The 24899-nt window shown below is 66.3% G+C and carries 20 protein-coding genes and 2 pseudogenes; 10 read left to right on the top strand and 12 right to left on the bottom strand.

Annotated elements, in window-relative coordinates; genetic code table 11:
• Positions 1–123 precede the first annotated feature (123 nt).
• The 5 genes from mopJ to J2X45_RS17525 all read right to left on the bottom strand — a co-directional run bounded on the left by mopJ (position 124) and on the right by J2X45_RS17525 (position 5262).
• Positions 124–621, bottom strand: coding sequence for a motility/cell cycle regulatory protein MopJ (gene mopJ, locus J2X45_RS17545; protein WP_310217729.1), 498 nt, complete (start codon positions 619–621; stop codon positions 124–126).
• A gap of 197 nt (positions 622–818) precedes the next feature.
• The gene (locus tag J2X45_RS17540) at positions 819–1238 is read right to left on the bottom strand and encodes a MucR family transcriptional regulator (RefSeq protein WP_310217386.1); all 420 of its coding nucleotides are present in this window, start codon (positions 1236–1238) and stop codon (positions 819–821) included.
• 227 nt (positions 1239–1465) lie between these two features.
• Complete coding sequence (locus tag J2X45_RS17535) at positions 1466–2689, bottom strand: DUF2336 domain-containing protein (RefSeq protein ID WP_310217382.1); 1224 nt, start codon at positions 2687–2689, stop codon at positions 1466–1468.
• A gap of 122 nt (positions 2690–2811) precedes the next feature.
• The gene (locus tag J2X45_RS17530; protein WP_310217380.1) at positions 2812–3696 is read right to left on the bottom strand and encodes a crotonase/enoyl-CoA hydratase family protein; all 885 of its coding nucleotides are present in this window, start codon (positions 3694–3696) and stop codon (positions 2812–2814) included.
• Positions 3697–3927: 231 nt separating this feature from the next.
• On the bottom strand, positions 3928–5262 hold the full coding sequence (locus J2X45_RS17525; protein ID WP_310217378.1) for a cytochrome P450: 1335 nt from the start codon (positions 5260–5262) through the stop codon (positions 3928–3930).
• A 165-nt stretch (positions 5263–5427) separates the two neighbouring features.
• Here J2X45_RS17525 and J2X45_RS17520 point away from each other — a divergent pair, with 165 nt between their 5' ends.
• The 6 genes from J2X45_RS17520 to J2X45_RS17495 all read left to right on the top strand — a co-directional run bounded on the left by J2X45_RS17520 (position 5428) and on the right by J2X45_RS17495 (position 11237).
• On the top strand, positions 5428–7095 hold the full coding sequence (locus J2X45_RS17520; protein ID WP_310217375.1) for a choline dehydrogenase: 1668 nt from the start codon (positions 5428–5430) through the stop codon (positions 7093–7095).
• A 126-nt stretch (positions 7096–7221) separates the two neighbouring features.
• Entirely contained in the window at positions 7222–8760 is a 1539-nt protein-coding gene (locus J2X45_RS17515; RefSeq protein ID WP_310217374.1) for an acyl-CoA synthetase, read from the top strand.
• 71 nt (positions 8761–8831) lie between these two features.
• The gene (locus J2X45_RS17510) at positions 8832–9845 is read left to right on the top strand and encodes a GSU2403 family nucleotidyltransferase fold protein (RefSeq protein WP_310217371.1); all 1014 of its coding nucleotides are present in this window, start codon (positions 8832–8834) and stop codon (positions 9843–9845) included.
• A gap of 64 nt (positions 9846–9909) precedes the next feature.
• Positions 9910–10359, top strand: coding sequence for a MaoC family dehydratase (locus J2X45_RS17505; RefSeq protein ID WP_310217368.1), 450 nt, complete (start codon positions 9910–9912; stop codon positions 10357–10359).
• A gap of 89 nt (positions 10360–10448) precedes the next feature.
• Positions 10449–10766 carry a DUF1272 domain-containing protein gene (locus J2X45_RS17500; protein WP_310217365.1) on the top strand — a complete coding sequence of 106 codons (318 nt, stop codon included), beginning with the start codon at positions 10449–10451 and terminating at the stop codon, positions 10764–10766.
• The gene (locus J2X45_RS17495; RefSeq protein WP_310217363.1) at positions 10767–11237 is read left to right on the top strand and encodes an OsmC family protein; all 471 of its coding nucleotides are present in this window, start codon (positions 10767–10769) and stop codon (positions 11235–11237) included.
• A gap of 3 nt (positions 11238–11240) precedes the next feature.
• Here J2X45_RS17495 and J2X45_RS17490 read toward each other — a convergent pair whose 3' ends face one another.
• Positions 11241–13142, bottom strand: a complete 1902-nt coding sequence (locus J2X45_RS17490) for a CocE/NonD family hydrolase (protein ID WP_310217361.1) — start codon at positions 13140–13142, stop codon at positions 11241–11243.
• 89 nt (positions 13143–13231) lie between these two features.
• On the opposite strand from J2X45_RS17490, the gene J2X45_RS17485 reads away from it, so the two are divergent.
• Positions 13232–14680: an aminotransferase class V-fold PLP-dependent enzyme gene (locus J2X45_RS17485; protein WP_310217359.1), complete on the top strand. Its 1449-nt coding sequence runs from the start codon at positions 13232–13234 to the stop codon at positions 14678–14680.
• A gap of 46 nt (positions 14681–14726) precedes the next feature.
• Here J2X45_RS17485 and J2X45_RS17480 read toward each other — a convergent pair.
• Positions 14727–14938: pseudogene (locus tag J2X45_RS17480) on the bottom strand (CsbD family protein); the annotation flags it as partial.
• A 49-nt stretch (positions 14939–14987) separates the two neighbouring features.
• Positions 14988–15944: pseudogene (locus J2X45_RS17475) on the bottom strand (trypsin-like serine peptidase).
• A gap of 20 nt (positions 15945–15964) precedes the next feature.
• Here J2X45_RS17475 and J2X45_RS17470 point away from each other — a divergent pair.
• From J2X45_RS17470 to J2X45_RS17460, 3 genes are all read left to right on the top strand, one after another.
• Positions 15965–18157, top strand: a complete 2193-nt coding sequence (locus tag J2X45_RS17470) for a S9 family peptidase (RefSeq protein WP_310217355.1) — start codon at positions 15965–15967, stop codon at positions 18155–18157.
• Entirely contained in the window at positions 18154–18705 is a 552-nt protein-coding gene (locus tag J2X45_RS17465) for an N-acetyltransferase family protein (RefSeq protein WP_310217351.1), read from the top strand. The genes J2X45_RS17470 and J2X45_RS17465 overlap by 4 nt, the downstream gene beginning before the upstream one ends.
• Positions 18706–18778: 73 nt before the next feature.
• Entirely contained in the window at positions 18779–20590 is a 1812-nt protein-coding gene (locus J2X45_RS17460; protein ID WP_310217348.1) for an ATP-binding protein, read from the top strand.
• 127 nt (positions 20591–20717) lie between these two features.
• Here the strand turns inward: J2X45_RS17460 and J2X45_RS17455 are convergent, their stop codons facing one another.
• From J2X45_RS17455 to J2X45_RS17440, 4 genes are all read right to left on the bottom strand, one after another.
• The gene (locus tag J2X45_RS17455; protein ID WP_310217346.1) at positions 20718–21146 is read right to left on the bottom strand and encodes a MucR family transcriptional regulator; all 429 of its coding nucleotides are present in this window, start codon (positions 21144–21146) and stop codon (positions 20718–20720) included.
• A 333-nt stretch (positions 21147–21479) separates the two neighbouring features.
• On the bottom strand, positions 21480–22184 hold the full coding sequence (locus tag J2X45_RS17450) for an ABC transporter ATP-binding protein (RefSeq protein WP_310217343.1): 705 nt from the start codon (positions 22182–22184) through the stop codon (positions 21480–21482).
• Positions 22181–23386 (bottom strand): ABC transporter permease, encoded by a 1206-nt coding sequence (locus J2X45_RS17445; RefSeq protein WP_310217341.1) that lies wholly within the window; start codon positions 23384–23386, stop codon positions 22181–22183. Before J2X45_RS17445 ends, J2X45_RS17450 begins: the two co-directional genes overlap by 4 nt.
• Positions 23387–23390: 4 nt before the next feature.
• On the bottom strand, positions 23391–24467 hold the full coding sequence (locus tag J2X45_RS17440) for an efflux RND transporter periplasmic adaptor subunit (protein ID WP_310217339.1): 1077 nt from the start codon (positions 24465–24467) through the stop codon (positions 23391–23393).
• Positions 24468–24899: the final 432 nt, after the last annotated feature.

Raw genomic sequence — 24899 nt, 5'->3', positions numbered from 1 at the left:
CAGCTTGCCCCCTCAGTCGCTCCGCGACAGCTCCCCCGCATCGCGGGGGAGCATCTAACGCCCGCTCCCCACCCATTTCAGACTTCAGATCCGCCCGCATCCGCGAGCCGCGAGGCCCGGCCCTCAGGCCGCGCGGATGCCCGAGCCGCTCTCGACGGCTGCGCCGACCACGGCGTCGTAGCCGAGGATCATGTCGACGTCCTTGCCGTTGCTGGCCAGCGGCAGGCGCAGCCACAGGATCGACATGTGCGGCGCGCCGCGCCAGGCCAGGCTGTGGACGCCCACGCCGGGACGACGCTCGTCCACGACCTTGTCCAGTTCCTTGCGCCAGTAGTCTACGGCGGCGGTGTTGTAGACGTCGCCGATCATGCGGCCGGTGATCTCGCGGCCATAAACCCCGTAGAGGCCGGTGCCCGCCAGGCGCAGGCGATAGTCGCGCGGCGAGCCGCCGACGACGTCGATCAGGCTGACGGTCGGCAGCAGCCGCTTCATGCTCGCAGGATGCACGTCGACGCGCGCGGGGAGGTTCGCCCCCCGACGGAGGGACGCCCAGTAGGCGAACATCTCCTGGTGAGCGCGGGCCGCCGTGGCCGATGCGCTCAATTGCGCGGACATCTTCAGAGTCCTTAACAAGCTATTGGAATCACTTCGATTCACTATCGCTTAAGGAACGAATCGGCGGCAAGTGAAAAACATGTCGCGCGACAAGATTCCCGGATTGAGTCAACCGCCAACGACAACGCCCGCCGTCCGGGAGCGGACGACGGGCGTTGTTTCGAGCGCTGGCCGCGAACAGCCAAGCTTTTGTTCCGACTCGGCTATTTCGCCTTGCGCGCAGGTTTGCGGCCGCCTTGGCCCAGGCCCATCTGCTTGGCGAGGTTCGAACGCGCCTCGGCGTAGTTCGGCGCCACCATTGGGTAATCCTTGGGCAGACCCCACTTGGCGCGGTAGTCTTCGGGCGTCAGGTCGTACTTGGTGCGCAGGTGACGCTTGAGCGACTTGAACTTCCGGCCGTCCTCCAGACAGACCAGATAGTCGGGCGTGATGGACTTCTTGACCGGAACCGCCGGCTCCTTGGGCGTGGGCGCCGGCTCGGCGGCCGGGACGCCGACATTGGCCAGCGCAGCGTGCACCTGCTGGATCAGGGCGGGCAGGTCGGCGGTCGAAACGACGTTGTTGCCGACATAGGCCGAAACGATGCCCGCAGTCATCTCGATCAGGTCCGATTGATCTTCCATATGCCTCGCCCGTCGCCAAAACTTTTTGTTGGTGCGGCTGATTCCTAGATCAGTTGAGAGGTGCATACCCAGATTGCCCACAACGAGCAACACGGAGCCCCCCAAGAGATCATTTGTAATGATCTAATGTTCAGTTGACCCTGCGGCTACTCGAACTGGTGTGATCGCTCGGCTGATTTTTTGAGTATCGGTCGCCGCAGCTATTCGATATCGGCGATATCCAGGCCTTATCGACCAAAGTCGCGCGAGAGCGCCAGCATCGCCGCGCGCTGCGGGGCGGAGTATTCGTCGACAGCCCCCTCGTCGCCGTCGCGGATCGCCTTCAGAAGCGCCGGCGTCAGGGCCGAGGTCAGCGACCAGTTCCAGTAGCGCAGGACCGTCTGGGCGCGATCCACGGCGATAGCGTCATAGACCGTCAGCACCCGTTCAAGCGCAGGGTCGGCCGCGCCGGTGCGGTCCACTTCCTGCCGACGCAGACCACGCCAAAGCTGGCGTATGCAGCCGCGCGGCAGGCCCGTAGCCTTGCACAGGATCGCCAGCGGCTCGCCGCCCGGATCGGTGAAGATCTTGGCGCCCGTCATCGGCTTGAGGCCTGACAGGTACGAGATCTCTTCGGCGATCTCGCGGGTGAAGCCCCCCTCCCCGGCGGCGACGGCTTCGTCGAGACTGTTGTACGGGCTCTTGGCGATGGCGGCGCGGTTGCGCTGGCGACGTTCGATGAACTGCAGCGCCTTGCGCGATAGCGGGTCCTGCCAGCCCTCGGCCGAGGCCAGGGCGAAGACGTCGCCCACCGCGTCCTGCAGGATCTCTCGCGAGACCGCGAAGCGCTGGAGGATCGTGCGCCGGGCCTCGGAATCGGCCCACCAGAACATCACATAGGCGTGGCTCGGGCGCAGTTCCGCCCGGCGCAGCAGCAAGGGGATCAGGTGCGGCGCATCGCGCGTGGCGGCCACGATGTTCTCGACGCCCTGGTGGCTGAGCTTGACCAGCTCGTTGCGCAGCAGAGTTTCGATCACGGCGGACTCGCCCATGTCGATCAGCGCGTCGGCGACCACCTCGCTGACGCCGCGGCGCTGGGCGATCAGGCGACGATGCTCGGTCGTGGCTTGATAGAGGCAGCTGATCAGATCGGCGTCCGACAACTTCTCGGAGTCGACCAGCAAGGCGCGCGCCACCGGCAGTTCGTCACGCAGCAGCAAGCGGACCAGCACGCCGGGCATCTCGTTGAGCATGGCCAGGCGGCGGGCCACCTTCTCGCGCTCGGCGACGTTGGCGTCGCGCAGCATCTCCACCAGCAGATCGGCGGTCATCGAGCGTTCGAAGGCGTTGATCCGGCTGCTGGGCAGGCAGACCACGTCGGCCAGCCGCTTGAGCAGGGTCGACCGCGAGCGCGGCGCGGCCTTGGGGGCCTCGGGCTCTTCGAAAGACGGTGTCAGCGCGGCTTCGCTCATGGCGTCGAACAGAGCAGAGCGTGATTAACGGCCGGTGAGCGCGGGCGCGGCAAATGCGCCTGCGCCCGCCTCATCCCCAGTCCGATATCCCCGGCGAATGCCGGGGAGGTCGGCGTGTGTTCTTACCGGAACTCCGGGTCCTTCCATTCCGGCCAGATGTCCGGCACGTCGGTCGAGACCTTGTTCGGGTACACAGGCGCGCGCTTTTCGAGGAAGGAGGTGACGCCCTCCTTGGCGTCGCCGGACGCGCCCCGCGACTGGATCGCGCGGCTGTCGGCCTTGTGCGCCTCCATCGGATGATCCGCGCCGGCCATGCGCCACAGGAGCTGGCGGGTCAGGGCCACCGAGACAGGCGCGGTGTTGTCGGCGATCTCGCGGGCCAGGGCGCGGGCGGCGGGCAGAAGCTCGTCCGGCGCGTGCAGCGAGCGCACCAGGCCCTTCTCCAGCGCTTCGGACGCCGGGAACACGCGGCCGCTGTAACACCACTCCAGCGCGGTCTGCAGACCGACCAGACGCGGCAGGAACCAGCTGGAGGCGGCTTCGGGCGTGATGCCCCGGCGGGCGAAGACGAAGCCGAACTTGGCCTCGGTCGAGGCCATGCGAATGTCCATCGGCAGCTGCATGGTCACGCCCACGCCCACGGCCGCGCCGTTGATCGCGCCGATGATCGGCTTGAGGCTGTCATACATGCGCAGGGTCACGCGACCACCGCCGTCACGATAGATATCGCCGACCTTGCCCTCTTCGCGCTCCAGCGCCTGGGGGCTGGTACGGTCGAAGGTGGCGCCGCCGCCGCCGAGGTCCGCGCCCGCGCAGAAGGCCCGGCCCGCGCCTGTGATGATCACCGCCTTCACCGCGTCGTCGGCGTCGGTGACGTCGAACACCTCGATCAGGTCCTTCATCATCCGCGCGGTGAAGGCGTTCATGCGGTCGGGGCGATTGAGGGTGATCGTCGCGATCCCATCCTCGACATCGTACAGCAGGGTCTCGAAGGTCGGTTTCGACATGGCGCTCTCCTCGGCCTCTATTTCAAACGATCGTATGACTTGAACGGCTTCGAGGACAAGGCCCGTGCGCCGGGGGTTCAGCGCTCTACTGTTTTGGGTTTGCTGCGACGGCGCGTCGCGGCGCGCGAACGGGCCAAGCTGAGTCATTCTCAGCCCGTCCGGTACCCCCCATAGCCGGACGCCCTACAGCGCCGGCGCGGGACCCAATGCTCGCGGCCGGCGCGCCCTTTTCTACCCCCGCTTCACACCCAGTTTGCTGATCGCGTGCACGAAGTTGTTCGGCGCGATTTCGATGTCGCCCGTCCAGTTGAGATCCGGGAAGCGGGCCAGGATCTGGCGATAGGCCTCCTCCAGCTGGATCTGGGCCACGCGCTTGCCGATGCAGGTGTGCGGGCCGTAACCGAAGGCGATGTGCTTGCCGGCGTTGGCGCGCGTGACGTCCAGCTGGTCGGGGTTCTCGAACATGGCCGGATCGCGGTTGGCCGCGCCGTAGTACATGATCGCCTTCTCGCCCTCGCGGATCAGCTGGCCGTTGACCTCGACGTCGCGGGTGGCGGTGCGGCGCATGTAGACCACCGGACTGACCATGCGGATGAACTCGTCGACAGCCCCGCCCAGCAGGGACGGATCGGCGATCAGCTTCTGCTTCTGGTCCGGGAACTCGGTCAGCAGCCGCATGGCGCCCGACAGGGTGTTGCGGGTGGTGTCGTTGCCGGCGAACACGATCAGCAGCCAGGAGCCGTCGAGATACTCGTCGGGCAGCACCGCGCCATCGAGCTGGGCGCGGGCGATCGCGGTCATCAGGTCTTCCTTCGGGTCCTCGCGACGCTTGTGCAGCATCGTGCGGCCGTACTCGAACATCTCCTCGACGTTGTTGTTGAAGTCCATGACGAACTGCATGAGCTCCAGGGTCGGCTGCATCGGCGCATTGGCCTGCTTCACCGCCAGGTCCTGGGCGCGTTCCAGATAGTGCATCCAGGTCAGGAACTTGGGCCGGTCCTCCGGCGGCACGCCCAGGATCTCGCACAGGGTGAACAGCGGCAGCACGCTGGAGAAGTGCTCGACCATGTCGATCTCGGCGCCGTTCGCGAGCAGCGGCTCCATGTTGTCCAGCAGGCGCGTCACCTCACCCTTCACCCGCTCGGTCAGCGCGCGCAGGTAGGACGGCGTAAAATAAGGCATATGCTCGCGACGCAGCTGCAGGTGATGCGGCGCGTCCATGTTGATCATGGTGTCCATCGACGCGCGGAACAGCAGCGCATGGCGCTTCTCGGGCGCGCCCATCGACATCAGGATGCCGCCCCGCTGGGACGAGAAGGTCTCCGGATCGCCATTGACCCGGTGAACGTCCTCATAGCGCGTCAGGGCCCAGAAGCCCGGCCCGCCCATCGGTTCGGGGTGCCACATGACCGGCGCCTCCTGCCGCATCCGCGCGAAGTCCGCCCAAGGCTGGCCCTTTGTGAAGCGGAAGATGTCGGCGAGATCGACGTCCTTGAGCGTCGGATAGGTCGGCGGCGCGCCGGGCCCCGCCTTGCCGTCCACCACCGTTTGACTGATCAGGTCCATGTAACGCCTCACTGGAATAGGTTTCCGTTAGCGTCACGATACCCAAGATCGACGTTCGTCCAACGGCGCCGCGACGGCAACTTGCGCAGGAGCCGAACCTGGGCGCATCCTCTCAACTAAACACCGATCAGCGACGCGAACGCTGACGGCAAAGGGAGAGAGACGATGACCGGGATCATCGAGGCCGACTACGTCATCGTGGGCGCGGGCTCAGCCGGCTGCGTACTGGCCGCGCGCCTGTCGGAGAACGGCCGCTACAAGGTCGTGTTGCTGGAGGCGGGCGGCGACGACCGGCCGACCAAGAACCTCTCCCAGTTCGCCTCGAACATGATGATCCACATCCCGGTCGGCTACTCGTCGACCCTGAAGGATCCCAAGGTCAACTGGCTGTTCACCACCGAGCCGGACCCCGGCACCGGCGGCCGCGCCCATGTCTGGCCGCGCGGCAAGGTGCTGGGCGGCTCGTCCTCGATCAACGCCATGCTCTACGTGCGCGGCCAGGCCGCCGACTATGACGGCTGGCGGCAGCTGGGCTGCGAAGGCTGGGCCTGGGACGACGTCCTGCCCTACTTCCGCAAGGCCCAGAATCAGGAGCGCGGGGCCTGCGACCTGCACGCCACCGGCGGCCCGCTGAACGTCGCCGACATGCGCGACGCCCACCCGATCTCCGAGGCGCTGATCGAGGCCTGCGACCAGGCCGGCATTCCGCGCTATCCCGACCTGAACGGCCCCGACCAGGAAGGCGTCACCTGGTATCAGGTCACCCAGAAGAACGGCGCGCGCTGCTCGTCGGCGGTGGCTTACCTCCATCCGGCCATGAAGCGTCCGAACCTGCGGGTGGAGACCAACGCCCTGGTTGGTCGCGTGCTGTTTGAAGGCAAGCGCGCCGTCGGCGTCGAGTTCATGCAGAACGGCGAACGACGCGCCGCCATGGCGCGCGGTGAGGTGATCCTGGCCGGCGGCGCGATCAACTCGCCCCAGCTGCTGCAGCTGTCGGGCGTCGGCGCCGGCGGCCTGCTGCGCGAGCATGGGATCGAGGTGGTCCATGACCTGCCCGGCGTCGGCGAGAACCTGCAGGATCACTACATCGTCGCCGCCCGCTACCGGCTGAAGTCGGGCACCGTCTCGGTCAACGAGCAGAGCAAAGGCGGGCGCCTGGCCGCCGAGGCGATGAAGTACCTGCTGTTCCGCAAGGGCCTTCTGACCCTGTCGGCGGCGCACGTGGCGGCGTTCTGTAAGTCGCGTCCCGACCTCGCAGGGCCGGACATCCAGTTCCACATCCTGCCCGCGACCATGGACCTGGAAAAGCTGTTCAATGAACAGAAGATGGAGCTGGAAGGCGCGCCGGGCATGACCATCGCGCCCTGCCAGCTGCGCCCCGAAAGCCGTGGGCATATCCGGATCAAGTCGGCCGATCCGTCGGTCTATCCGTCGATCTTCGCCAACTATCTGGCCGATCCGCTGGACCAGGAAGTCATCGTCGCCGGCCTGAAATGGGCGCGGAAGATCGGCCAGCAGCCGGCCATCGCCCAGTATGTCGAAAGCGAGATGAACCCCGGTCTCGAGGTCCAGACCGACGAGCAGCTGCTGGAGTTCGCCCGCCAGACCGGTTCAACGCTCTATCACCCGGTCGGCAGCTGCCAGATGGGGAACGGGCCGATGGCCGTGGTCGACGCGCAACTGCGCGTGCGCGGCGTCGAGGGCCTGCGCGTCGTCGACGCCTCGATCATGCCGCGCCTGATCTCCGGCAACACCAACGCCCCCTCGATCATGATCGGGGAAAAGGGCGCGGACATGATCCTGGCCGCCGCCAAACAGCCCGTGGCCGCTTAACCGCAATCCCGTGTCATCCCGGACGGCCCGCAGGGGCGATCCGGGACCATAGCAAACTCAGCGCTTCCAGCGATCCCGGCTCGACCTTCGGCCGTCCGGGATGACAGCTCAAAACGAGGTATCGCCATGCATCCCTACCTCCACGCCCAGTCGCAAGGCGACAAGGCCGCCTATGTCATGTCCGGCTCCGGCGAGGTCGTCACCTACGCCCAGCTGGACGCCCGCTCGAACCAGGGCGCGCACCTGTTCCGGTCGCTGGGCCTGGTTCCCGGCGACGTCATCGCCATCCTGATGGAGAACAACGCCCGCTTCTTCGAGGTGGCGTGGGCGGCGCAGCGCTCGGGGCTCTATTTCGTCTGCATCTCGACCAAGCTGACGGCCGCCGAGGCTGAGTACATCCTGCAGGACTGCGGGGCCAAGGTGTTCATCACCTCGACCGCCATGGGCCCGGTGATCGACGAGATCGCCGCCCTGGTTCCAGGCCTGTCGCTGTTCACGGTGGGCGGCGCCCACGGCCCCTACGCCGACCTCGTCGCGGCCCGTGACAGCCAGCCGACCACGCCGATCGCCGACGAGAGCGCCGGCGCCGACATGCTCTATTCATCGGGCACCACGGGGCGCCCCAAGGGCGTGAAGCCCGCGCTCAGCGACGGGCCCATCGACGCGCCCAACGCCCTGCAGATGATGGCCCAGGGCCTGTTCGGCTTCTCCGGCGACAGCATCTACCTCTCGCCTGCGCCGCTCTATCACGCCGCCCCGCTGCGCTGGTGCATGACGGTGCACAAGCTGGGCGGCACGGTGATCGTGATGGAGAAGTTCGACCCCGAGGTCGCCCTGGCTCTGATCGAGAAGCACAAGGTCAACTGCGGTCAGTTCGTCCCCACCCACTTCGTGCGGATGCTGAAGCTGCCGGAAGAGGTCCGCGCCAAATACGACGTCTCATCGATGAAGTCGGCGGTGCACGCCGCCGCCCCCTGCCCGATCCCGGTCAAGGAACAGATGATCGCCTGGTGGGGTCCGGTGATCTTCGAGTACTACGCCGGCACCGAGGGCAACGGCTTCTGCTGGATCAATTCGCAGAACTGGCTGACCCACAAGGGCAGCGTCGGCCAGGCTGTGCTGGGCGAGCTGCGCATCTGCGACGAGAACGGCGATCCCGTCCCACCGCGCACCGAAGGCACGGTCTATTTCGCCAACGGTCCGGCGGTGAACTACCACAACGCCCCGGAAAAGACGGCCGAGAGCTACAACAAGCACGGCTGGACGACGCTGGGCGATGTGGGCTGGGCCGACGAGGAGGGCTTCCTCTACCTCACCGACCGCAAGAGCTTCATGATCATCTCGGGCGGGGTGAACATCTATCCGCAAGAGATCGAGAACCTCTTGATCACCCACCCCAAGGTCGCCGACGCCGCCGTGGTGGGCGCGCCGCACGAGGAGATGGGCGAGCAGGTCGTGGCGGTGATCCAGCCGATGGATCTGGGCGACGACCAGGTCGCCCTGGCCGAGGAGCTGATGGCCTTCGCCCGCGCCAATCTCAGCCACGTGAAGTCGCCGCGCCGCATCGACTTCATGGCCGAACTGCCGAGGCATCCGACCGGCAAGCTCTACAAGCGCCTGATCCGGGATGCGTACTGGGGCAAGGGCGAGAGCAGGATCGTTTAGGGGGCTTCTTTCTCGTTGATCTTTCTCGCAGTTGCCACCACAAACTATAAGGTGGTGGCAACGAGACTCACATGGCTCCCCAACGCCTTCCCCTGGCGATCCATACGAACGTCGCCGAACTGCTGGACCAGCTTCGCGCCGCCCAAATCACCGCGTTCGGAGACGGCGCGAGCTTCCTGCGCCGTGAACGCAAGGGGCGCTATTATTGGTACGTCCGATCGCCGCAATCTCAGGGCGAACGGCGAGAGCGCTATCTCGGGCTTGAAACGCCCGAACTTCTACAGACGATCGAACAAGCCAAGCAGGTGAAAAGCGCCTCGGAAGGGCGGAGGATGCTGGTCCGCGCCCTTCGCGCTGCTGGCCTTCACGCCCCCGACAATCGCACGGGACGGGTCCTGCAGGTTCTGGCTGGAGCCGGAGCCTTCCGCCTCCGAGCCGCTGTGGTCGGAACGGTGGCGTTCCAGACCTACGGGAGCCTGCTGGGATTCACCCTGCCCTCCACGGCCGTCCGGACCGGCGACCTCGACATCGCCCAAGACTACGGAATCTCCGTGGCGCTGGACGACGGCCTGGACCAGACGTTCCGCGAAATCTTGCGCGGCGCTGATCCCACCTTCAGCGCCGTGCCTAAGCTCGATCCCGGCAAGAGCACGACCTATCGCACGCCTGACGGCTATGCGGTCGATGTGTTGACGACCAGCCGTCACGCTGGCGACGAGGTGAGTTCGCGGCTGGAGGCCCTGAACACCGACGCGACGCCTCTTCGATTCCTCGATTTCCTACTCCGCGACACGGTGGAGGCCGCTGTTCTCCACGGAGACGGGGTGCTGGTGCGCGTGCCCGCGCCCGCGCGCTACGCGGTCCACAAGCTGATCGTCTCGCGCAAGCGCGGACAAGCCAACCCCAAGCGCCGCAAAGACTTGGAACAGGCCGAGACATTGATCCACGCCCTCGCCCAGGAAGACCCCTTCGCCCTGCGCGAGGCCTATGCCGAGGCGCGCGAGCGGGGCGAGGCTTGGCGTGAGCTTCTGGACCAGGCCGTCTCGCTGCTGCCCGAGCCCGCACGCGTCGCGCTGGAGGCTTGAGCCAGCTTGCCCTTCCGGGCGGCTCATGCGACCAATCCAAACAACTGTTCGAGGGAGAATTCACATGAAAGAAGTCGCCTACGCCGACATCGCCGGCTTGGTGGGCCAGGAACTGGGCGTCTCGGACTGGGTCCAGATCAGCCAGGAGCGGGTCAACCAGTTCGCGGAAGCCACCGGCGACCACCAGTGGATCCACGTCGATGTCGAACGCGCCACCAAGGAGATCGGCGGCCCGATCGCCCACGGCTACCTGACCCTGTCGCTGATCCCGATGCTGGGCGCGGGCATCCTGCGGGTGACCGGCGTGACGCGCGGCATCAACTATGGCTGCGACAAGGTCCGCTTCACCGGCATGGTCCGCGTCGGCAAGAAGGTGCGCATGCGCCAGAAGCTGCTCAGCGTCGAGCCCAAGGCGGGCGGCCTGCAGATGAAGAACGAGTGCACGATCGAGATCGAGGGCGAAGAGCGTCCCGCCTGCGTGGCCGAGACCATCTCGATCATCTACGGCGCCTAAGCCGCGCCTGGCGGTAATCGAGGCCTTGCTGTCATTTCCCCTGGCGGCCCTTCGCGATAGCGGATGGACCCACCGCCAGGGGATTTTTTATGCTCGAACTCCGCCCCAACTGCGAACTTTGCGACGCGGACCTGCCGCCAGCGGCCACCGACGCACGCATCTGCAGCTACGAGTGCACCTATTGCGCCGACTGCGCCGAAGGCGTGCTGCGGAATGTCTGCCCAACCTGCGGCGGCGGCCTGCAACCCCGCCCCATCCGCCCGCGAACCGCCTATCGCGCGCCGGACATTTCACTCGGACTCAGCTTCCATCCGGCCAGCGAAACCCGCAAACATTCGCGCTGGAGCCGCGACGAGATCGCCGCCATGACCGCGCGGCTAAAGGATGTTCCGCCAAGCGAGCGTTAGATGGCCAAGCAGCACGACTACACCAGCCTGATCGAATGGACCGGCGACCGGGGCCAGGGCACGCACACCTATCGCGGCTATGACCGCACCTGGTCCATCGCCACGCCCGGCAAGCCGGTGGTGCATTGCTCCAACGACCCGCTACTGGGCGGCGACCCGACCCTGCACAATCCCGAAGACCTGCTGCTGTCCTCGCTGAGCGCCTGCCACATGCTCTGGTACCTGCATCTGGCCTCGAGCGCCGGGATCGTCGTGCGTGGCTACCGCGACAGCCCGCTGGGCGTGGGCGAAAGCACGCCCGACGGCGCGGGGCGCTTCCTGCGCGCCACCTTGCGGCCGCACATCGTGGTGGAGGCCGGCGCCGACCTCGCCAAGGCCGACGCCATTCACCACGAAATCCACAAGGTCTGCTTCATCGCCCGGTCGGTGAACTTCCCGGTCGACTATGCCGCGACCTACGAGGAGGCCTGAGGGCTACTTCGCCGGGACCACCGGCAGTTCGATGTAGGACTCCTGACCCGCCGCGTGATGGATCGCGTTGCGGGCCACGACGAACTTGGTCTCCTTCTCGTTGTCGCCGCCCGTGTTCAGGTTGCGGACAAACTTGGGGAAGTTCGACGAGGTGATCTCGATCCGGATCCGGTGTCCCGGCAGGAAGGTGTTGCTGGTCGTGATCGGCGTGGGTTTCACGACGCTGACCGCGCCGGCTGTCAGCATCTTGGGCTTGTCATAGCCGTCGCGATAGCGGGCCCGCATGATGGTGTCGCCGAGGATGTAGGCCGTGCCGTCCGGAGCCACGTCGACCAGCTTGACCGCGAAGTCGGTGTCCTTGGCGTCCGACGACACGTGCAGCACCGGGCGCACGAAGCCGGAGACCTCCATGGCCTCGGTCAGCGGCTCGCTGGTGTAGACCAAGACATCGTCGCGCGCCTCGATCGGACGCTGGTCGAAGGCCCCGGCGATGACCAGGCCGCCGTTGCAGCAGTCGCCACCGCCGATGGTCTGCACCGGGTTGGCCGGATCATAGACGTAACGGTCAGCCTTTTCGCCCGCAGCCGGGGCGGCGGTCGAGAGCTTGCCGTCGCCGTTCAGGCTGTTAGCGCGGCCGCCCGAGCGCAGATAGAAGCGCACCGTCTTGGCCTGTTGCGGCGGCCACTGGGCCGATTCACGCCAGGCGTTGGCGCCCATCGAATAATAACGGACCGGCGGGGTCGAGGCCGAGAACGCGGCCGTGTCGCCCTTCAGCCAGCGGTCGAAGAAGGCGTAGACTTCCTTCTCGGCGTCGAAGTCGATCGAGCCCAGCGCGCGGTCGCCCGACTTGTACGGACCGCTCAGCACCCGCGAATTGAAGCCGCAGTGGTTCGACGGCGTCACCACCACATACTGGTTGGCGCTGGCCTCCTTGTCGGAGTTCACCGTCCGCGCGTGATTGAACAGGGCCATGTTCGGGCCGATCGACACGTCATACCAGGAATTGAACCACAGGGCCGGGACGCCCCAGCCCGCGTCGTCGTGATAGAGCCCGCCCTTACGCCAGGCCGGATCGGCGGGGCCCTTGCGGCCAATCAGCTCTTCGAACGTGCCGCTCGGCTCGCCGAGGTCCTTCAGCATGTCGGCGACCGGCAGGTGACGGATCTGCTTGGGCCAGTCGACGGCGGGCTTGTTCGGCGCCAGGTCGTTGTACTTGGCCAGACGCGCGATGGTCGCCTGGTCCAGCCCCTTGGGCGGCTGCGGGTTCAGCGGGTTGTCGACGCCGTACAGCCAGACGAAGAACAGGTTGCGCGGCACGCCGCCGGTGTACCAGTTGCCCTGCTCCTCGAACTCGCCAACCTTGCCGATCCCGGCGCCCGACGCCTGCGGGACCATGGCGGCGTGGGCGGGGTGGTTCTGGGCGGCCAGAGCCAGCTGCCATTCGGCCGAGGACGAGCAGCCGCGCGTGCCGACCTTGCCGTTCGACCAGGACTGCTTGGCGATCCAGGTCAGGGTGTCGTAGCCGTCGGTCTGGGGCTTGCCCAGGATCTCCCAGTCGCCCTCGGAGTAGAAGCGGCCGCGCTCGTTCTGCAGCACCAGGGCATAGCCGCGCTTGATCGCCTCCAGCGCGCTGCGGCTGCTGCCCACCTTGTAGGAAAGCTCGTTGTACGGCGTCTTGATCAGGATGGTCGGCAGGGGGCCCTTGGCGCCTTTGGGCCGATAGACATTGGTGGCCAGCCGCACGCCGTCGCGCATGGGCACCATCTCGAACATCGTGACGTCGGCCTTCTGGGCCAGCTCACGCTCGATCGCGGCGTCCGAAAACTGTGAATAGTCTTGAGCCAGGCTCGGCGATGCGATCGCCAAGACCATGACGGACGCACAAACCTTCATCGAATTATGCATTTCTGTTCCCTCTCCTACCCCTCTCCCACCAATCAAACTGACAACTGACGCTCAAGCCACTTTTCGTGATTGCGCATGAGCGCCGGCGATTGCACGCCGTCGCGCCATCGCTGCCCAAGACCCCGTCTCCCAGCGCCTCGCCCTCCCAGCTAGGGCCGGACAATCTTGCGTCCTGCGTCGGTTCATGGGCTGCTCCCCCGCCGACCTCGGCCAACCAGAGGATCTCGATGCCCCTCGCGCCCAGCCGCCGCCACCTGCTTTCCGTCGCCGGCCTCGCCGCGCCAGCCTTGCTCGCCGGGCGAGCGGACGCCCAAGCGCCAAAGAGCGCAACCACGATCCCACTGGCCCCGAACACCATCCCCGTCGCCGACCTTCACAAGCAGTTCGACGTGGAGCCCGGCTATCACAACCTCGAGGCCGGCTACTGGAGCATGATGCCCCGGGTGGTGGCCGAGGCCTTCGAACGCAATACCGCCCTCGTGAACCGCGCCAACGCCGTCTGGGCGCGGAACGTGCTGCCGGGCGGCGAGGGCTGGACCAGCGCGTTCCGGGCGGCGCAGGCGTCCATCGCCCGGCTGGTCGGCTGCGGGGCCGACGAGATCGCCATCGCCCGAAGCGGGGCCGACGCCCTGCAGATGCTGATCACCAACTACAAGCCGCTGAAGGCGGGCGACGGCGTGATCTGCTGCGATCTCGACTACGACACCATGATCGCCGCCATGCGCTGGCTGGGAACCCACAAGGGCGCCAAGGTCGTCGAGTTCGCGATGCCCGAGCCGGCGACCACCGCCAATATCCTGGCCGCCTATGAGGACGTTCTGAAACGGACGCCTGAAGCCAAGCTGCTGCTGGTCACCCAGGTCTCGAACAAGACCGGGCTCGTCACCCCTGTTCGCGAGATCGTGGCGATGGCCCGGGCGCGCGGCGTGGACACCATCGTTGACGCCGCGCACGGCGTGGCGTGCCTGGACTTCCAGCTGGACGATCTCGGCGCCGATTTCGTCGGCTGGTCGGTGCACAAATGGACCTCCGCGCCGCTCGGGACCGGGGCGATGTACGTCCGCAAGAGCCGCATGGCCGACATCGACATCGCGTTCGGGAACCGGAGCTTTCCCGAGGACGACATCAACGCGCGGATCCCGTCGGGCACCATCAACTTCGCGGCCGTCATGACCATCCCGACCGCTGTGGATTTCCACTTCGCGGTCGGCGGCGCGGCCAAGGAGCGGCACATGCGGGGCCTGCGCGATCGCTGGGTCCACGCGGTGAAAGACGTGGCGAATGTCGAGATCTGCGTTCCGGACGATCCTGCCCGCTACTGCGCGATCACCAGCTTCCGCCTGAAGGGCATGACGACGGACGAGGCCGCACGCCGGGTGCAGAAGCGGTTGTTTGAAGCCTATCGTATCCACACCATCTGGCGCGGTGGCGTCCGCAACGGCCCGGTGATCCGCGTCACACCCGGCTTCTTCAGCACACCTGAAGACGTGGACGCCCTGGCCAAGGCTTTGCGGCTCGAACACGCCATGCTGCTGTGAACGCAAGACGGCCGCCGGATCGCTCCGGCGGCCGCCTCGTCAGTCGTAGGCTGGCGTTCAGTGCTTGATCGCGTCGCCGATCTTGTCCTGCGCCTTGCCGACCTTGTTCTGGATGTCGCCCTTGGCCTTCTGGACGGCGCCTTCCGCTTCCAGCTTCTCGTTGCCGGTCGCCTTGCCCACGGCTTCCTTGGCCGCGCCCACGCCCTTGTCGATAGCGCCTTCGATACGATTGGTGCTCATGGCTTCGCTCCTCTGCATTGCGATTATGCGTCGCAGAAGAAACGGGCTTTCGCCGCCGGTGGTTCCGTCAGCGCGTCGACCCCATGGCCGTGGCCGAAACGGCGGCCGCCGCAATCGCACCTGGCATCGGGGCTTCAGGCTTCGACGCTCGCGCCTGGGCCACGGGCGCGCCGAGCAGCTGGTCGAGCAGGGCCAGAGTCTCGCGGATGAATTTGGCGTGGGTGACGATGCCGATCTCCAGGCGCTCGCCCGAGAGCTCGACCTGCTGGGTGAGAAGGCCGGCGATAAACTGCACCTCCTGCGGCTCGCTGGCGCCCGGGCGACGACGCGCGCCCTCGGCCATGAACACCGGTCCGCCCGAGTTGCCGGGGAACACCGCGAAATCCATCAGGAAGGTCGGGAAGTTGGTCGCCGGAGCCAGCGGGTAGGACGCCACCCGGCCAGAGCGCAGGATCGGGAAGCCGGCCGGATTGGCCGACAGCCCGCGCGGAAACCCCAGGGCCATCATCTCGTCGCCCGGGCCCAGGTTGAACGTGCTGAAGGTGTCGTCCTTGGCCAGATAGTTCAGCGGAATGGCCGCGCGCACGAACTCTTCCGGCGCCTCGACCACCATGGCCGCCACGTCGCGGGAGGGATGCTTCACCCACAGCGGGTGATCGCCGTCGCGGATCTTCAGCGCCTCGGGGTCATAGCGCCAGACGCTGTCGGAGCCCTGCACGCGGTAACCGATACGCGCGGTCATCGACGGCATCTTTTCGAACACGTGCGCGGCGGTGACGAGGATGGTGCGCGGCTTGCCGTCCGGCGTGGGGTCGGAGATCAGGAAGCCGGTGCCGACGGTCCGCGACCCATCGCCCAACGGCTGCTCCAGCTGGACCGTCGCCTTGATCAGGTCGACGGAGAGGTCCACCGGCATGACGCCCCCTCGATACGCTACTACTCACTAGCCCGACGCTTGAGCGAGTTTGACCACAGGTTTTTCGCGCCGCAAGTTGTCGTTCTGCCGCAGAGGCGCGTTGTGCAGGGTTACGGGGAAATTTGCTCATGGATCGACGTCAGATGATGACGGGAGCCGCCGCGGTGCTTACGTCGTCCCCCACACTCTTGTCTGGAACAGCCTTCGGATCCCCCATGACCGCCGAGAACGCCGCCCGTCCCACGCCGCCGGTGGCCAAGAAGATCCCGAAGACCATCACCCAGCTGGGCCGCACGCGGACCGACGACTACGCCTGGATGAAGGACGACAACTGGCAGAAGGTCCTGCGCGACCCCAGCCTGATCAAGGCGGACGTCAAGGAACACCTGACCGCCGAGAACGCCTACACCAAGGCCATGCTCGCCTCGACGGAAGGCCTGCAGGCGGCGATGTTCGAGGAGATGAAGGGTCGTATCAAGGAAGACGACGCCAGCGTCCCCGCCAAGGACGGTTCGTTCGAGTACTACACCCGCTACGACAAGGGCGCTCAGCACCCGGTCCACGCGCGCAAGCCCGTGGGCGGCGGCGCCGAGCAAGTGCTGCTGGACGAGGAGAAGGAAGCCAAGGGCAAGGCCTTCTACCAGGTCGGCGCGGCCAGCCATTCTCCCGACCATAAGCTCTACGCCTGGGCGGTCGACGAGCAGGGCTCGGAAGTCTACCGCATCCATGTGAAGGACCTGGCGACCGGCGCCCTGCTGGGCGAGGCCGTGGACAGCACGACCGGCGACTTCTGCTTCTCGCCCGACGGCCAGTGGCTGTTCTGGACGTTCCGGGACGACAACGGCCGCCCGGCCAAGATCTATCGCCGCCCGATCAAGGGAACGGCCAAGGACGACGTGTTGATCTATGACGAGCCGGACGAGGGCTTCTTCATCGGCGTCGGCGTCACCAGCTCCGAGAAGTACGTCGTCATCTCGTGCGGAAACCAGGAGACCAGCGAAGCGCTGCTGATCCCGGCCGCCGACCCGACCGCCAAGCCGGTCGTCTTCCACCCGCGCGAGGTGGGGCTGCGCTACGAGGTCGAGCACTGGAACGACCACTGGGTGGTCCGCACCAACGCCGACGGCGCCGTCGACTGGAAGCTGGTCACCACGCCGGAGTCGGCGACCGGCAAGGCCCACTGGAAGGACTGGGTGGCCCACAAGCCCGGCCGCCTGATCACCGGGACCATGGCCTTCAAGACCTGGTTCGTGCGCCTGGAGAAGGTCGACGCCCTGAACCGCGTGGTGGTCACCGCCAAGGACGGCGCCGAGCACGCCATCGCCTTCGACGAGGCCGCCTACGCCCTGTCGCTGGAAGGCGGCTACGAGTACGACACCGACACGGTGCGCTTCGTCTACAACTCGATGACCACGCCGCGTCAGTGGTTCGACTACGACATGGCCAAGCGCACGCGCACGCTGCGCAAGACCCAGGAGATCCCCTCGGGCCACGATCCGTCGAATTACGAGACCCGCCGCCTCAACGCCAAGGCCGCCGACGGCGCCGAGGTGCCGATCTTCGTCCTGATGAAGAAGGGAACCAAGCTGGACGGCACAGCGCCGCTGCTGCTGTACGGCTATGGCAGCTACGGCATCTCGATGGAGCCCAGCTTCTCGATCCGCAACTTCAGCCTTGTGGACCGGGGCTGGATCTGGGCCACGGCCTGCCCGCGCGGCGGCTCGGAGAAGGGCTGGAGCTGGTTCCTGGACGGCAAGAAGTTCAAGAAGAAGAACACGTTCACCGACTTCATCGCCTGCGCCGAGCACCTGCACGCGGCCGGCTATGGCAAGCCCGCCAACACCGTCGCCTATGGCGGCTCGGCCGGCGGCCTCTTGATGGGCGCGATCACCAACATGCGCCCGGACCTCTTCGCCGGCATCATCGCGGCGGTGCCGTTCGTCGACGTGGTCAACACCATGAGCGACACCACCCTGCCCCTGACTCCGCCGGAATGGCCCGAATGGGGCAACCCGCTGGAGGACAAGGACGCCTACGACTACATCGCCAGCTACAGCCCTTACGACAATATCGGGCCCAAGCCCTATCCGGCGATCCTGGCCACCGGCGGCCTGTCGGACCCGCGCGTCACCTACTGGGAGCCGCAGAAGTGGGTCGCCAAGCTGCGCCCCGCGACCACCAGCGGCAATCCGGTTCTGCTGAAGATCAATATGGAGGCCGGGCACGGCGGCGCCTCGGGCCGCTTTGATTTCCTCAAGGAGATCGCCCTGGACTACGCCTTCGCCGTCTGGGCCATTGAGAAGGGTTGGACCAAGGCGTGAGCGTCGTGATCCGGGCGTCGACCGACGCCGATATCCCGGCCATCACGGCCATCTACGGCTGGAACGTGCTGAACGGTCTGGGCACGTTCGAGGAAATCCCGCCCGACGCCGCCGAAATGGCGCGGCGGCGACAGGGCTTCCTCGAGCGCGGCCTGCCCTATCTGGTCGCCGAACTGGACGGCAAGGTGGTGGGCTATTGCTACGCCGGCCCGTTCCGGCTGCGGGCCGCCTATCGCTACACGGTCGAGGACAGCGTCTATGTCTCGCCCGAGGCGGTCGGCGCCGGCGTCGGCAGGGCCCTGCTGTCGGCCCTGATCGACCATTGTGAAGCTTTGGGCCTGCGACAAATGTGCGCAGTCATCGGCGACAGCGGCAATGCGGCCTCCATCGGCCTTCATGCCGCGCTAGGCTTTGAAAAGAAGGGCGTTTTCCCCGATATGGGTCACAAGTTCGGACGCTGGGTGGACCTCGTCTGGATGCAGCGCTCCCTGAACAGCGGGGGAACAACGCCGCCTGACAGCCCTGGGATGAGCTTGAGCGGCGTCTAGCCAGCGCTGTCAAATCAGCCCTTAACTTTCCGGCTGGCACAGTGTTCGCGAACAGAACGATTGGGGCTTGGGGTTGGCGCCTTCCGGCACGCAAGGCTCGCGGCAGTTCAAGACCGCGCTGACGGAAGCCTATGGGCCCATCGCCGCCGGCTATCTCATCGCGGCGGCGGTCTACAATTTCCTGATCGCCATCGCACACCCCTTCTATGAAACGGGTCTAGCCCTGGTGGTGCTGGAAGGCCTGACGGCGGCGACAGCACTTCACGCCTTCTGCGCCTGGCTGGTGGTGCGACGCGGCAAGACGGTTGGCGTCGCGCTAGAGCTTCTGGTGCTGGTGATGAACGGGCTGTTTCTCAGCCATGTCACCGCCTACCACCTGTTCCATCTGGAACCGCAGAAGCTGGTCTATTTCGTCTTGCTGGCCCTGGCGTTCGCCACCTCGGCGCCGAGCCGACGCGTCGCCAACATCAGTGTCGCCGCCGCGCTCGCCTGCCTGGCGATCATGTCCAGCCGCGCCCCCGGCGACGCCGTCAACCAGTACCTCTTCATGGGCTTGGCCGGGGCCTTCACCGCGATCGGCATGTCGAGCCTGATGCGTGGCGCCGTCAGTCGCGAGGTGCGCGCGCGCCTGGCCAGCCAGGCCCTTAACGACGATCTGGAGCGCGAGCTGAGCGAAAACCGCCGCCTGCGGACCGAAGCCCAGTCTCTGGCGGTGGCGGCTGAGACGGCCAATCGAACCAAAAGCGAATTCCTGGCGACGATGAGCCACGAGATCCGGACGCCGCTGAACGGCGTGCTGGGCATGGCGCAGATCATGGGCTCGGGTCCTCTGACCGCGGACCAACGCCAACGACTGGACACGATCAGCGCCTCGGGCCGGTCGCTTCTCAGCTTGATCAACACCATCCTGGACGTCTCGCGGATCGAAGACGGAAAGATGGAGATCATCCCGGCGCCGTTCGACCTGTCGGCGCAGATGGACACGCTTCGCCAACTGTATGGCGGCCTTGCTCGGGACAAGGGTCTCGACTTCACGCTCGAGGTCATGCCCGGCGCCAGCAACTGGCGGCTTGGCGATGTGGAACGCCTGCGGCAGGTGCTGTCGAACCTGATCTCCAACGCCATCAAGTTCACTGACACCGGCGCCGTGCGCGTTACTGTGGACGGCGACGCTCATCGTATTGTCGCGCGCGTCGTCGACACCGGTGTCGGTATTCCAGAGGCTTTGCGCGACCGCTTGTTCGTCAAGTTCGCCCAACTCGACAGTTCGACCACGCGCCGTGTGGGCGGATCGGGTCTCGGACTTTCGATCTGCAAGGCGCTGGCCGAATTGATGGACGGAGACGTCACGTTCTCCGCGCCCGCCGAAGGCGGGGCCTGCTTTGCGCTTACGGTCCCGATGGCGCGTGTGACGGCCCCGTCGGCCGTCCCCGCCGGACTGGGGGCGCCGGCCCTTCAAACGCCGTCAGACGTCGCGCGGCGCATCCTGGTGGCCGACGACAATCAGACGAACCGCCTGGTCCTGCTGACGCTGTTGAGCCATCTGGGCGTCCACGCGCAATTCGCCGTGGACGGCCGCGAGGCGGTGGCGATGTGGCAAAGCGATCATTGGGACGCGATCTTGATGGACATCCACATGCCCGAGATGGACGGCCTGGAGGCCTGTCAGATCATCCGGAGCAACGAGCTTACGCAGGGCCGGTCACGCACCCCGATCATCGCCGTCACCGCCAGCGTCCTGACGCACGAGCGTTCACGCTACGCCCAAGCCGGCATGGATGACGTGGTGCCCAAGCCGGTGGAGATTCAGACCCTGATCGAGGCCCTGAGCCAAGCTTTCTCGAGCTCGGACGACGCGCTGCTGGACACGCGCGGGGCGGCCTGACGCCCTATCGAACCCGCCCGCTTATGAAGCCGCAGACGGTTTGTGCGTCGTGACAAGCACAAAAAAGGGGACGCCGCCGCGTCCCCTTTTCCGTCTTGTTCGCTTCCGTTTGGAAGGGATTACGTGATCAGCCCTTGCGGCCGCGGGTCGTCTTGCCCTTGCGACCGCCTTGGCCCAGGCCCAGGGCCTTGGCCATCTGCGAGCGCGCTTCGCTGTAGGCGGGCGCGGTCGTGGGGTAGTCGTTGGGCAGGCCCCACTTGGCCTTGTACTCGGCCACGGTCATGCCGTGGGTGGTCAGGTGACGCTTCAGCGTCTTGTAGGGCTTGCCGTCCTCGAAGCTGATCAGCGCCTCGGGCGTGATGCTCTTGCGGATCTGGGCCGGCGTGGCCTTGGTCACCACTTCAACCGTCGGCGCAGGCGGCGAGCCAATGCCGGCCAGCGCGTCGTGCGTCGCCCGAATCAGCGCCGGAAGGTCCGACACCGGCGTAGAATTATTGGCCACATAGTTAGCGACGATTTCAGCGGTAAGCTCGATTAGGGTAGCTTTATCTTCCACGATCACAACTCCATTCCCCTTGCACCCGGAATTACACGCCGCCATCAGAAAAACAAGTAGTTTGAGACTAAAATCAAACTTCGTTCGTGAATTGCTGTAACAATTCTCGCGAAATTATCGCCAGTGTCATGGCGAAATTGCCGGCAATTTAAGCGCTGAACACCCGGCCATCACGAGCGCTACAGCAGCTTCAACCCGGCCGGGCACGCCTCTATCTCGCAATCGCGAACTGCACTTGCGCCGACATAACGCCAATCGATGAATACGTCGCGGCGACGCCGCGCTGACGTTGGCGACGATAAAATCCAATGTCGAACGCCATGGGGTGGCGATCTAGAGAGACACGCCCGGATCGCGCACATTCGACGCCAGCTTGCCGTCACTGAGCGTCAGGCGACGACCGCATCGCGCCGCGACACCGTCATCGTGCGTGCAGATCAGGAAGGTGGCGCCGTCCTCCTGGTTGACCTCGCGCATCAGGTTCAGCACCCGATCGGCCGATTCCCGATCGAGGTTGCCCGTCGGTTCATCGGCGATGATCAGGTCGGGCCGGTTCATGAGAGCCCGGGCGATCGCGACGCGCTGCTTCTGCCCGCCCGAAAGCCGCGCGGCAGGAAAGTCGATCCGGTCTTCCAGACCCACGCGCGCCAGAAGATCGCGCGCCCGGGTGCGCATCGCCCGCGAGATGCCCCCGCCCGGCGCGGCGGCCGGGAAAGCGACGTTCTCCATCGCCGTGAAGTCGGGCAGCAGATGGTGGAACTGGAAGACAAAGCCCAGGCGCTGATTACGGAAGCGCGCCCGCATTCGCTCGGACAGGTCATCGACCCGCTCGCCGCTGATGCTCAGGGTTCCGGCGGTAGGACGCAGCAGAAGACCGATGATCGACAACAGGGTGGACTTGCCCGATCCGGACGCCCCGACCATGGCCACCAGCTCGCCCTGGCCCAGCGTCAGGTCGATGCCCTTCAGGACCCGCGTTTCCTCATCGCCGTTGTGGAAGACCTTCTCGATCCCCCGGGCCTCGATCACATTGGTCATTGCTGAATGGCCTCCAGCGGATCGATCTTCGAGGCCGAGCGCGCGGGCAGGATCGAGGCGATCACCGCGCCCAGCGTGGTGAGCACCAGCGCCGCCGCATAGCCGCCCTGGCGGGGCGCGATGGGCAGGATCGACGTGCCGTCAGGCCGGGTGATGCTTTCCAGCCAGGTGCAGAGGCCATAGCCGGAGGCGCAGCCGATCAGGGCGCCGACCAGGCCGATCAGCAGGCCCTGCAGCAGAAAAACCCACAGGATAAAGCCACCGGGCACACCGAACGCCCGCATGATGCCGACCTCGCTTCGCCGCCGGTAGGCCGACAAGACGAGCGCGCTGGCGATGCCTATAATGATCGAGATCAGCGAGAAGATCTGGATCATCGTGCCCGTCTGCCCCTGGGCCTTCAGAGCATCTTCAAGGCCGACGTTCTTTTCCTGCCAGGGCGTGGCGCGCAGCCCGGTCGCTTCGCCCAGAAACCGGGCTGTGGCGCGGGCGTCCTGAGGGTCCTTCAGCTTGACCTCGATATTGGTCACGCCCTCGGGCAGGTCGAACAGCGGCCTTGCGGTCTGCAGCGACAGAAAGGCGACGCGCTCGTCCAGGCTTTGCAGCCCGGTGCGGAACACGCCCCGGACGGTGAGTTGTCGCTCCACGCCGCGTTCGGTGCGCAGCAGGACCGATTGCCCCGCGCCGAGGCCCAACTCCTCAGCCATGCGGACACCGATCAGAAGACCGTTCGCGCCGAGATCCCCATCCCCTTCGATGATGTTGGGCGTGATGCGGGAAATGGCGTCGATGCCCTGAGGTTCGACGCCGAGCACCGCCACCGGCGCGACGGCTTCGCTCTTGACCAGGAAGGCGCTGCCGGAAATTTGCGGGCTGATCGCCGACACCTCGGGATTGGCGCGCAGCAGATCGATGACCATCGGCCAGTCCCGGATCTGCTGACGCTGGAAGGTCGAGACCAGCGCCACCGACTCGACGGGCAGATCAGGCCCCGGCAACACCCGCGCTACGCGCGTGGCCGGCTGCAGGCTGACATGGGCGCTGTTGCCGGTCACCTGATCGGTCAGCCGCACCGCCAGACCCGCTATCAGGGCGGTGATGAAGATGAAGACCGTCACCCCCAGGGCGACCCCCGCGATCAGCAGCAGGGTCTGCGAGGGGTTGGACAACAGGTAGCGCCGGGCGACCTTGAACGCGAACACGGGATCAGCGGTCCGGCTTGGCGGCGACGGGGGTGACCTGGGCGCCCGGCTTCACAGCCGCCGGCTCCAGAACGAGCCTGTCCCCGGCCCGCAGGCCGCCTTCGATAATGGCGTTGACCGAGGGCCACCGCGCCACGGTGATCGATCGCGCCCGAACGATGTCGCCCGCGTCGACCACATGGACCTTGGGCGCAGCGGTGGCGTCCAGCACGGCCGCGCGGGGGATCACGATCGCGCCGGGCCGCTGCCTGACGACGATGGTCACGTCGACCGAACGCCCGGGGGAAAGCGCCTGATCGCCATTCGCCGACAACCGCACCGAACGCCCGCCGGTGCTGGAGTCGACACGAGGCGAGACCTCGGTCACGCGGGCGGGAAAGATCGTCGAGGAACCCGACAGCGCCGCGCGCGCGACCTGGCCCGGCCGCAGGGCGTCGGCATAGACCTCTTCCACCTCGGCGCGGATCTCGACCCCGGTGGACGAGCCCAGCTCAAACAGCGTCTGGCCCGCCGAAACGACCTGACCGTTGTCGATCGGCCGGAACAGCACCACGCCGTCCATCGGGGCGCGGATCACGAACTCCTGGGCGCGTTCAGCCGAGGCCCGCGCCCCGGCGGAGGCCGCCGCGACATTGGCCTGGGCGGTGTCCAGACTCGCTCGGGCGGCGTCCAGCGCGGCCTGGGCGGCGAAGCCCCTATCATGGAGCGTCTTGACCCGCTGATAGTTGAGACGAGCCTCGGCGGCGGCGGCGCGGGCCGCCCGCTCACGCGCGATGTCGACCTGTGTCTGCGCCTGTTCCACCGAGGCCAGCACGACGGCCAGCGGGGCGCCGGAGGCGACGCGGTCGCCTTCATCATGCAGCAGCCGCACGATCTGCCCGGAATTGGGCGAGGCGACCTGCACCAGCTCGAGCGGCCGGACACGGCCGACCACAGACAGCGCCTGCTCGATGGTCGCGGGCCGGATCTCAAGCACGGCGACCTCGGGCGGTCGCCGCGACATCATCACCCACGCCCCGACGGCGATCGCCAGGACCACCGCCGCGAGAAGAACCACAAGCCTCGACGTCGCTCGCATCATGTCTCTTTACCGCAATCGCCCCCGCGCCTCGCAGAGGGCCTGCATCCCCTCGACCCCGCGCCCCGCCTTCGCAACCTGCAGGCGGCCTCTTTGGAGCTTACTACGCAGTTCTGGTTGCGCTGGATGCAAGCGCCAAGACGCCCTGGCCTGTAAAGACCGCGGCGCCCCGAACAATCGATGAGCAGAAGTGGCTGGGGAACTAGGATTTAGCGCCCATTCGTACCGAATTCCAAAATTAATCCAATAAAATCAATAGGTTAAATGGCGCATACCTCATCGACCAAAGGCGGCCATCCGTAGCAGATATTCGTTGCTGACTCGCCCGGCCAGTCTCGGGTGTCAAACGGCGTTGAAAGTTGACCCCCTATCGGCGTCCAAAATTGACCCCTCTGGTTTGAGTTCCCGGGCTGGCGGCGAGGCGCGTAGTGGTCA

This window comes from Caulobacter sp. BE264 (assembly GCF_031457805.1).
Taxonomy (GTDB): Bacteria; Pseudomonadota; Alphaproteobacteria; order Caulobacterales; family Caulobacteraceae; genus Caulobacter.
Note: the sequence above shows the minus strand (reverse complement) of the source record. Positions and strands in the feature narration are given on the sequence as shown.